This is a genomic window from Arthrobacter sp. ZBG10 (assembly GCF_001238605.1).
Taxonomy (GTDB): Bacteria; Actinomycetota; Actinomycetes; order Actinomycetales; family Micrococcaceae; genus Arthrobacter.
The window spans coordinates 1-7,395 of record NZ_LFQH01000102.1 but is presented as its reverse complement, the minus strand read 5'-3'; the positions used below and the strand labels follow the sequence as shown (position 1 = coordinate 7,395).

Below are 7,395 nucleotides of genomic sequence, written 5' to 3'. Positions count from 1 at the left end.
GGTCAGAACCCGCCGACGCCGGCATCCTGTGGCGGCAGGACCGGCCAGTCGCCTTCGATGACCGCCGCAGGCTTGGTTTTGCGCAGGTAGCCCTGGAAGTCGGCGGCCTGGCTGACGGCCCAGTCCACCTGCAGCTGGTGCAGCTTGCTGGCGGGCATGGCCAGCTTGGGGAACTTGCCGGCCATGGCATCGAGTACCCGCAATGTGGCCAGCGCATCCGCAGCTGAGGTGTGTGCGTTGTCCAGGACCACGCCGTACTCCTCGCACAGGGCGGTCAGGGTGCGCTTGCCCTTGCGGTAACGGTCCACCTGCTTGTTCATGATGTAGGGGTCCAGGACGGGGAACCTGGTCAGCTGGGGGACACCGTACCGGGCCGACTCGGCTGCCAGGACCGTGAAGTCGTAGCTGGCGTTGAAGGCAATGACAGGGGTTCCGGCGTCGAAGAGTTCCTGCAGCAGCGTTGCAAGTTCCTGGGTGACCTCGCGGGCGGGCCGTCCCTCACGCCTGGCTTTTTCCGTGGTGACGCCGTGGATGTCACTGGCCTCGGTGGGAATCTCCACGCCGGGATCTGCCAGCCACTCGTGCTCGCTGATGACCGCACCCTGGTGGTCCACCACCGTGACCGAGGCGGTGACGATCCGCGCGGCGCGGGAGTTACGGCCCGTGGTCTCAAGGTCAAAGGCTGCGCGGGGGAGGGTGTTCCAGGTGCTCATACCTCAACGCTAACGGTGACCGCAGACAATTCCGGGGAGCGCCACTGCGGCTACATTGGATCAATGCGGATTGAGTATGTGGAGGCGGTACTGGCGGTGGTACAGCTGGTTCCCGCCGGGTCCGCGGTGGCCTACGGCGATGTCGCCGAGCTCCTGGGCGCGGGCGGGCCGCGCCAGGTGGGGGCGGTGATGAGCCATTACGGCACCGGTGTTCCATGGTGGCGCATCCTCAAGGCCAGCGGCCAGGCTCCGGAGGGCCACGAAGCCGACGCGCTGCGGCATTACCTGGCCGAGGCCACCCCGCTTCTCGGTGCCCATCAGGCGTTCCTGGCAACGGGGGAGGGCCGTTGGCGCGTGGATCTGCAGGCCGCCCGGTGGGCGCCGCTGGATGCGGACTTCGACCGGATCGACGCCATCGCCGACCTGCTGGAGCGCCAGGTGCATCGATTGTCAGTGGCTGATGATGGAATGTCGGTGTGAGCGTAACCATCCCCTTCACCGGCGTCCGCGACGGTTTCCTGCAGGACCCGGACCAGCGCTGGGCCACCCCGGAACCGGCCGGTCTCCGGCTTCTTGCGCCCCGCCAGCTGCACGCAGGCGTCCCGCGGCTCTCCGGGGACCAACAGGCCGCCGTGGACGTCAGCCACGGCGCGGGGCCGGTGCTGGTCCCCGGCGCGCCGGGAACGGGCAAAACCACTGTCCTTGTGGAGGCGGCCGTCAGGCGGGTCCAGCGGGACGGCGTCGACCCTGAACGGATGCTGATCCTGGCGCCCAGCCGCCTGGCAGCAGACTTCCTGCGTGACCGCTTTACCGCCCGTCTGGACCGAAGCCTGAGCACCACGCCGGCGCGGACCTGGGCGTCCTATGCCTTCGACGTGATCCGCCGGGCCAAAGTGGCAGGCTTCCTTCCCCTGGACCGGGCGCCACGGCTGCTGTCCGGGCCGGAACAGGACCTCATCATCAGGGAACTCCTTGAGGGGCACCGGATTCCCGGCCTGGAACTGCCGTGGCCCGCAGATCTTGACGGGGCACTGGAGACGCGGGGTTTCCGCCATGAGGTCCGGCAACTTTTTGACCGCATCATCGAGTCCGGCAGGACCGCCGGGGACCTTGAGGACCTGGGCGCCGCCTGCGGGCGGCCGGACTGGGCTGCCGCTGCCCGGCTGTACGCCGAGTACCGCGACGTCCTGGACCTGCGGATGCCTGAGGCTTTCGACCCGGCAGGAATCATCACGGCGGCACGCCAGGTTTTCCAGGACTTTCCTGAATTCCTCGCTGCCGAACGTGACCGTCTCCAGCTGGTCCTGGTGGACGACATCCAGGAAGCCAATCCGGCCGTCTTCGAGCTGTTGGCGGACATCGCTGCGGGGAAGGACTGCTACGTCACCTCGTCGCCGGACACCGTGGTCCAGGGCTTCCGCGGGGCGCGCCCGGACCTCGTGGCCGAACTGCCCCGGCTTCTGTCGCCGGCCGCCCCCGTGGTGGAGTGTCCCCTCGGCTATGCCCACCGGCAGGCACCGGCCGTTGCTGCCGCCTGGCTGGACGTGGCCGGCCGCATCTCGGTCCGGGCAGGCGGCCAGCTTGCCCGCAGGCTTGAAGCACCGGAACCGGACCGGGCCCGGGGAATGGTCGAAGCACACCTGGTTCCCTCGCCCGTCCATGAGCTGCGGTACGTTGCCCAGCGCATCCTGGACCAGCACATCAACCATGGCAGGAACCTGACTGACGTGGCCGTGATCGTCCGCAACGGCGGGCAGGTCAGCGAACTCCAGCGCTACCTCTCCGGCCAGGGCATCCCGGTCCGCGTTTCCGTGGCAGAGTCCGCCGTCCGGGACGAGGTGGCGGTCCGGCCCCTGCTGGACGCCTTCGCCATTGCATTGGACCCGCAACTGTTGACCCCCGAGGCGGCAGTTGCGCTCCTGACCTCCAGGATTGGCGGCGCCAGTCCCATCGAGCTGCGCCGGCTGCGGCAGTCGCTGCGCCGCGAAGAACTCCTGGGCGGCGGTGGCCGGACCAGCGACGCGCTGTTGATCGAAGCCCTGCTGGACCCCGCGGAGCTGGCATCGCTGGGTATCGAGGGCAGGGCCGCCCGGCGGACGGCCCGGATGCTTCAGGCCGGCCGCCAGGCCGCCGCCGTCCCCGGCGCCAACGCCGAGTCCATGCTGTGGGCGCTCTGGAACTCCACCGGGCTGTCGTCCCAGTGGACGGGCACCGCGCTTGCCGGTGGCCAGCCCGGCGCCCGTGCCGACCGGGACCTCGACGCCATGATGGCGTTGTTCCACACCGCCGAACGGTACGTGGACCAGGTTCCAGGGGCCGGGCCGGAACAGTTCCTGGAGTACCTGCTGAACCAGGAGCTGCCCATGGACACCCTGGCTGCCCGGGCCCAGGTGGACGACGCCGTGGAAATCATGACTCCGGCCAGCGCAGCGGGCCGGGAATGGCCGGTGGTCCTTGTTGCCGGGCTGCAGGAAGGCGTCTGGCCCAACACAAGGCTGCGCGGCGAGCTGCTGGGCAGCACCCTCTACAGCGACGCCGTCGAGCACGGCCCCGCGTATGCCGTGCAGCGGGACCCCCTCAGCCGGCTGCGGGACATCCGCTACGACGAACTGCGGAGCTTCTCCACCGCAGTCTCCCGGGCCCGCGAACTGCTGATCTGCACCGCCGTATCCTCAGAGGACCACCAGCCGTCGTCGTTCCTGGACTACGTGGCCCCCCTTGAACGGGGCCAGGAAAGCAGGCCCTTCACCCAGGTGGAGCGGCCCATGACCCTTCGGGCCCTCGTTGCCGAGTTGCGCCAGCATGCCCAGGCGGAGGACAGCGCGGCTCCCGAGGCCGCACGGATCCTGGCACACCTTGCATCCGCCCAGCCACCCGTTCCCGGCGCCCACCCGGACTCCTGGTGGGGGCTGGCGCCCCCCACCTCCACGGACGCGGTGGTGCCGCCCGGCGGGACCGTCTTTGTGTCGCCGTCCAAGGTGGAGACCGTCCAGAAGTCACCGCTGGACTGGTTCGTCCAGGCAGCCGGGGGAGAGGCCGCCACGGATTTCGCCCGCAGCCTGGGCACACTGGTCCACGCCATCGCACAGGAACTGCCGGACGCCTCCGGCTCCGAATACGTGGCCGAACTGGTCCGCCGCTGGCCCGCGCTGGGGATGAAGGACAACTGGGAGGGCCGGCTGGATTTCCAGCGTGCCGAAACGATGGTCCGCAAGCTGGCCCAGTATGTTCTGGTGATGCGCAGCGAGGGCCGCAGCCTCCTGGGCGTGGAAACGGACTTTGACGTGGCGCTGGGGACTGTAGCCGTGGACGGGGACCAGCCACGCGACGCCGTACTCCGAGGACAGGTGGACCGGCTGGAAATTGACGGCCAGGGCAGGCTGGTGATTGTGGACCTCAAAACCGGCAAACGCCAGCCAGGCCGTGCCGACCTGGCACGGCACCCGCAGCTGGGCGCTTACCAGGCAGCGGTCCTGGCCGGCGGCTTCGCAGCCCCGGAAGGCGGCGGCACCGGCACGCCCGGCGGAGCGGTCCTGGCCCAGCTGGGAACCGGAGCAAAAACCCCCGCCATCCAGCAGCAGGAACCCGTTGACCCGCAGGAAAACTGGGCCATGGACATGGTCAAGGACGCCGCGGCAGTGATGGGCGGCAGCGAATTCGAGGCCCGGCATGACCCGTCGAAGGGCAGTCATGGCGGCCACGGCTGCCGGCTCCCGGAAGTGTGCCCGCTGTGTGCGCGCGGCCGGCAGGTGACCGAATGAGTACTGACCAGGCAGATGACCGAACGGGAATGGACCAGGCAGGGGGCAGAATGGGCACGGAGCAGGCCGGGCAGCTGCCGCCGGAGCCGCTGTTCACACCCGAAGAGCTCTCCGTGCTGTTGGGGGAGAAGAACGTTCCCACCCCCGAGCAGTCCGCCATCATCTCTTCACCACTGACGCCGCGGCTGGTGATCGCCGGCGCGGGATCCGGCAAGACAGCCACCATGGCCGACCGTGTGGTGTGGCTGGTGGCCAACGGCTGGGTGCGGCCCGAGGAAGTCCTGGGCGTGACCTTCACCCGCAAAGCGGCCGGTGAGCTTGCTTCCCGGATCCGGGCCAAGCTGGTGGGACTGCAACGCCTGTCAGGCCAGGACGAGGGCCACAAGATCTTCCCGGCCGGCCTGCTCGGTGCCGACGCCCTCGAACCCAAGGTCTCCACGTATCACTCGTTCGCCAGCGGCATCGTGTCCGACTACGGCCTGAGGCTGGGCGTGGAGCGGGACGTGGTCCTCCTGGGCGGCGCCCAGGCGTGGCAGCTGGCCAGTGAAGTGGTGGAAGCCTACGACGGCGAATACGCCCATTTCCGTGCCGCGAAGTCCACCCTGGTCAAGGCCGTTATCCAGCTTGCGGGCGAATGCGCGGAACACCTGCAGGAACCCGAGGATGTTGAGGCGTGGCTGATGGCCAGGCTCTCCGAGTTCGAGGCTTTGCCCTACCTGGCCACCAAAAAGAAGAACCCGCCACAGGCCGCCGCTGAACTCGCCGGGATGCTGCGCACCAGGGCCAGCGTGGCCGACATGGTGGGCCGCTACGCCCTAGCCAAACGCGCCCGCGGCGCCCTGGACTTCGGCGACCTTGTGGCGCTCGCAGCCAAAGTGGCGCAGGACGTGCCCCTGGCAGCCCACATGGAGCGGCAGCGCTACAAGGTGGTGCTGCTTGATGAATTCCAGGACACCTCCTACGCCCAGCTGGTGCTTTTTTCCCGGCTCTTCGGCGGCGGGCACGCCGTGACAGCAGTGGGTGACCCCAACCAGTCGATCTACGGCTTCCGCGGCGCGTCAGCAGGCCAGCTCTTCCACTTCGTACGGGAATTCCCGGTCCGCAACACCAGCCCCGGCTTGCTCGGGGACTGGTCGCCCGCACCCACCTCGTACCTCACCACGGCGTGGCGCAACGGGCGCTCCATCCTGTCCGCGGCAAACGTGATGTCCGAGTCCCTGGTCCGGGCGGCCGGACAGAAGGGGCCGGCAGGCGGTGCGCCGGGTGCCGTGGCGGACGTACCCCCGCTTCAGGCCAGCCCCTATGCCGTGGACGGATCAGTGGTTCTGGGCCGGTTCGGCAGCGACGCGGACGAGGCCGCAGCGCTGGCGGCGGACGTCCTGAAATACCGGGTTACGGACTTCGAACTGGCCCCGGACGGAACACCTGTGCCGCCTGCACTGGCGGTCCTGTGCCGCCGGCGTGCCCAGATGGAACCGGTGCGGCGCCAGTTCGAAGCCCGGGGGATTCCCTTCGAAATAGTCGGCCTTGGTGGCCTGCTGGACACACCGGAGATTGTGGACCTGGTAGCCACCCTGAGGGTGCTTGCCGATCCGGGCCGGTCCGATGCCCTGATGCGACTGCTGGCCGGCGCCCGCTGGCGGCTGGGTCCGGCGGACCTGATGGCTTTGCGGGACTGGTCCAGCCAGCTGGCGCGGCGGCGGGGACGCGCTGCGGAGGGATCAGCCGCAGACGCTGACGGCTCGCCGGATGCCCCGGCCGAACCTGAGGTGCTCGAAAGCGACCTCACGGATGGCGCCAGCCTGGTGGAAGCCGTGGACTGGCTGCCGCGGGAAGACTGGGTTTCCGTCCACGGCCGGACACTGGGCGCGGACGCCCGCCACCGGCTGGGCCGGCTCGCCGCCGAACTCCGCCAGCTGCGCGGCTACCTCGGCGACGACCTGACCACCCTGTTGGGCGAAGTGGAGCGGGCCATGCTCCTTGATATTGAAGTGGCGGCCCGGCCCGGCATCAGCATCCACCAGGCCCGCCGGAACCTCGATGCCTTCCAGGACGCCGCCGCGGGATTCCTGCGGACCTCCCAGCGTGTGGACATCCTCGCCTTCCTCGCGTGGCTGGAAGCCGCGTCCGCTGAGGAAAACGGGCTGGAGGCGCCGGCGAGCGACGTCAACCGGGAAGCAGTGCAACTGCTGACGGTCCATGCCTCCAAGGGGCTGGAGTGGGACGTGGTGTTTGTGCCCGGGCTGAACGCGGGTGCCTTTCCCAGCGACCGTGATTCCCGCTGGAGCAGCGGGGCGGCAGCACTGCCATGGCCGTTGCGGGGGGACCGCGCCGACCTGCCGCAGTGGGACCTGGACCAGCCGGACCAGAAAGGGTGGCTGGACGCCGAGAAGGACTACAAAGCCAACGTCCAGGCGCACGGCGACTCGGAGGAGCGCCGGCTGGCTTACGTTGCGTACACCCGGGCCAAGCACGTCCTGTGGGTATCCAGCGCTGCATGGGTGGGATCCCGGGCCGGCCAGGCAGCCATGTCACCATTCCTGGCCGAGCTGGAACCGTTGGCGCAGGTACCGGCGGGTGCCGGACACCAGGCGCAGGCCACCGTCCACCCGCTGTCCCTCGATGAGGAGTCCCTCCCGGAGGCCAGTCCACTGACCCTGGAAACCGAAATCGCCACCTGGCCATACGACCCCCTGGAAGGGCCAGTGGATCCGCGGACCGGAGGGCGGCTCCGGCTGTCAAGGGGCCGCCGGGCAATGATGGAGGCCGCCGCCGCGCGGGTGGTCGCTGCCCTGCCGGCCGTGGCCGCGGGGGAGGAGCTGCACAGCCCAGCCGACGCCGGAAAACCGACTCCGGCCAGCCTGCCCGCCGGGCCGGCCGCTGGGTGGGCCCGTGAAGCGGCGCTGCTGCTGGAGCGGCGG

Annotated in this window: 4 protein-coding genes; 3 read left to right on the top strand and 1 reads right to left on the bottom strand. The window is 69.5% G+C overall.

From position 1 onward, the window contains the following. Positions 1-2 precede the first annotated feature (2 nt). A complete protein-coding gene (locus tag ACU18_RS18530; RefSeq protein WP_050687950.1) occupies positions 3-713 on the bottom strand; it encodes a 3'-5' exonuclease in 711 nt (236 codons plus the stop codon). A 63-nt stretch (positions 714-776) separates the two neighbouring features. Here ACU18_RS18530 and ACU18_RS18525 point away from each other — a divergent pair, with 63 nt between their 5' ends. From ACU18_RS18525 to ACU18_RS18515, 3 genes are all read left to right on the top strand, one after another. Next, positions 777-1,193 carry an MGMT family protein gene (locus ACU18_RS18525; RefSeq protein ID WP_050687949.1) on the top strand — a complete coding sequence of 139 codons (417 nt, stop codon included), beginning with the start codon at positions 777-779 and terminating at the stop codon, positions 1,191-1,193. A 38-nt stretch (positions 1,194-1,231) separates the two neighbouring features. After that, positions 1,232-4,474 (top strand): ATP-dependent helicase, encoded by a 3,243-nt coding sequence (locus ACU18_RS18520; protein WP_050687952.1) that lies wholly within the window; start codon positions 1,232-1,234, stop codon positions 4,472-4,474. A gap of 29 nt (positions 4,475-4,503) precedes the next feature. After that, on the top strand, positions 4,504-7,395 hold a 2,892-nt coding region (locus ACU18_RS18515; protein ID WP_157407847.1), incomplete at its 3' end, for an ATP-dependent helicase.

Coding starts and splice junctions, on each gene's coding strand:
- ACU18_RS18530 (WP_050687950.1), bottom strand. CDS start 713: ATGAGCACCTGGAACACCCTCCCCCGCGCAGCCTTTGACCTTGAGACC.
- ACU18_RS18525 (WP_050687949.1), top strand. CDS start 777: ATGCGGATTGAGTATGTGGAGGCGGTACTGGCGGTGGTACAGCTGGTT.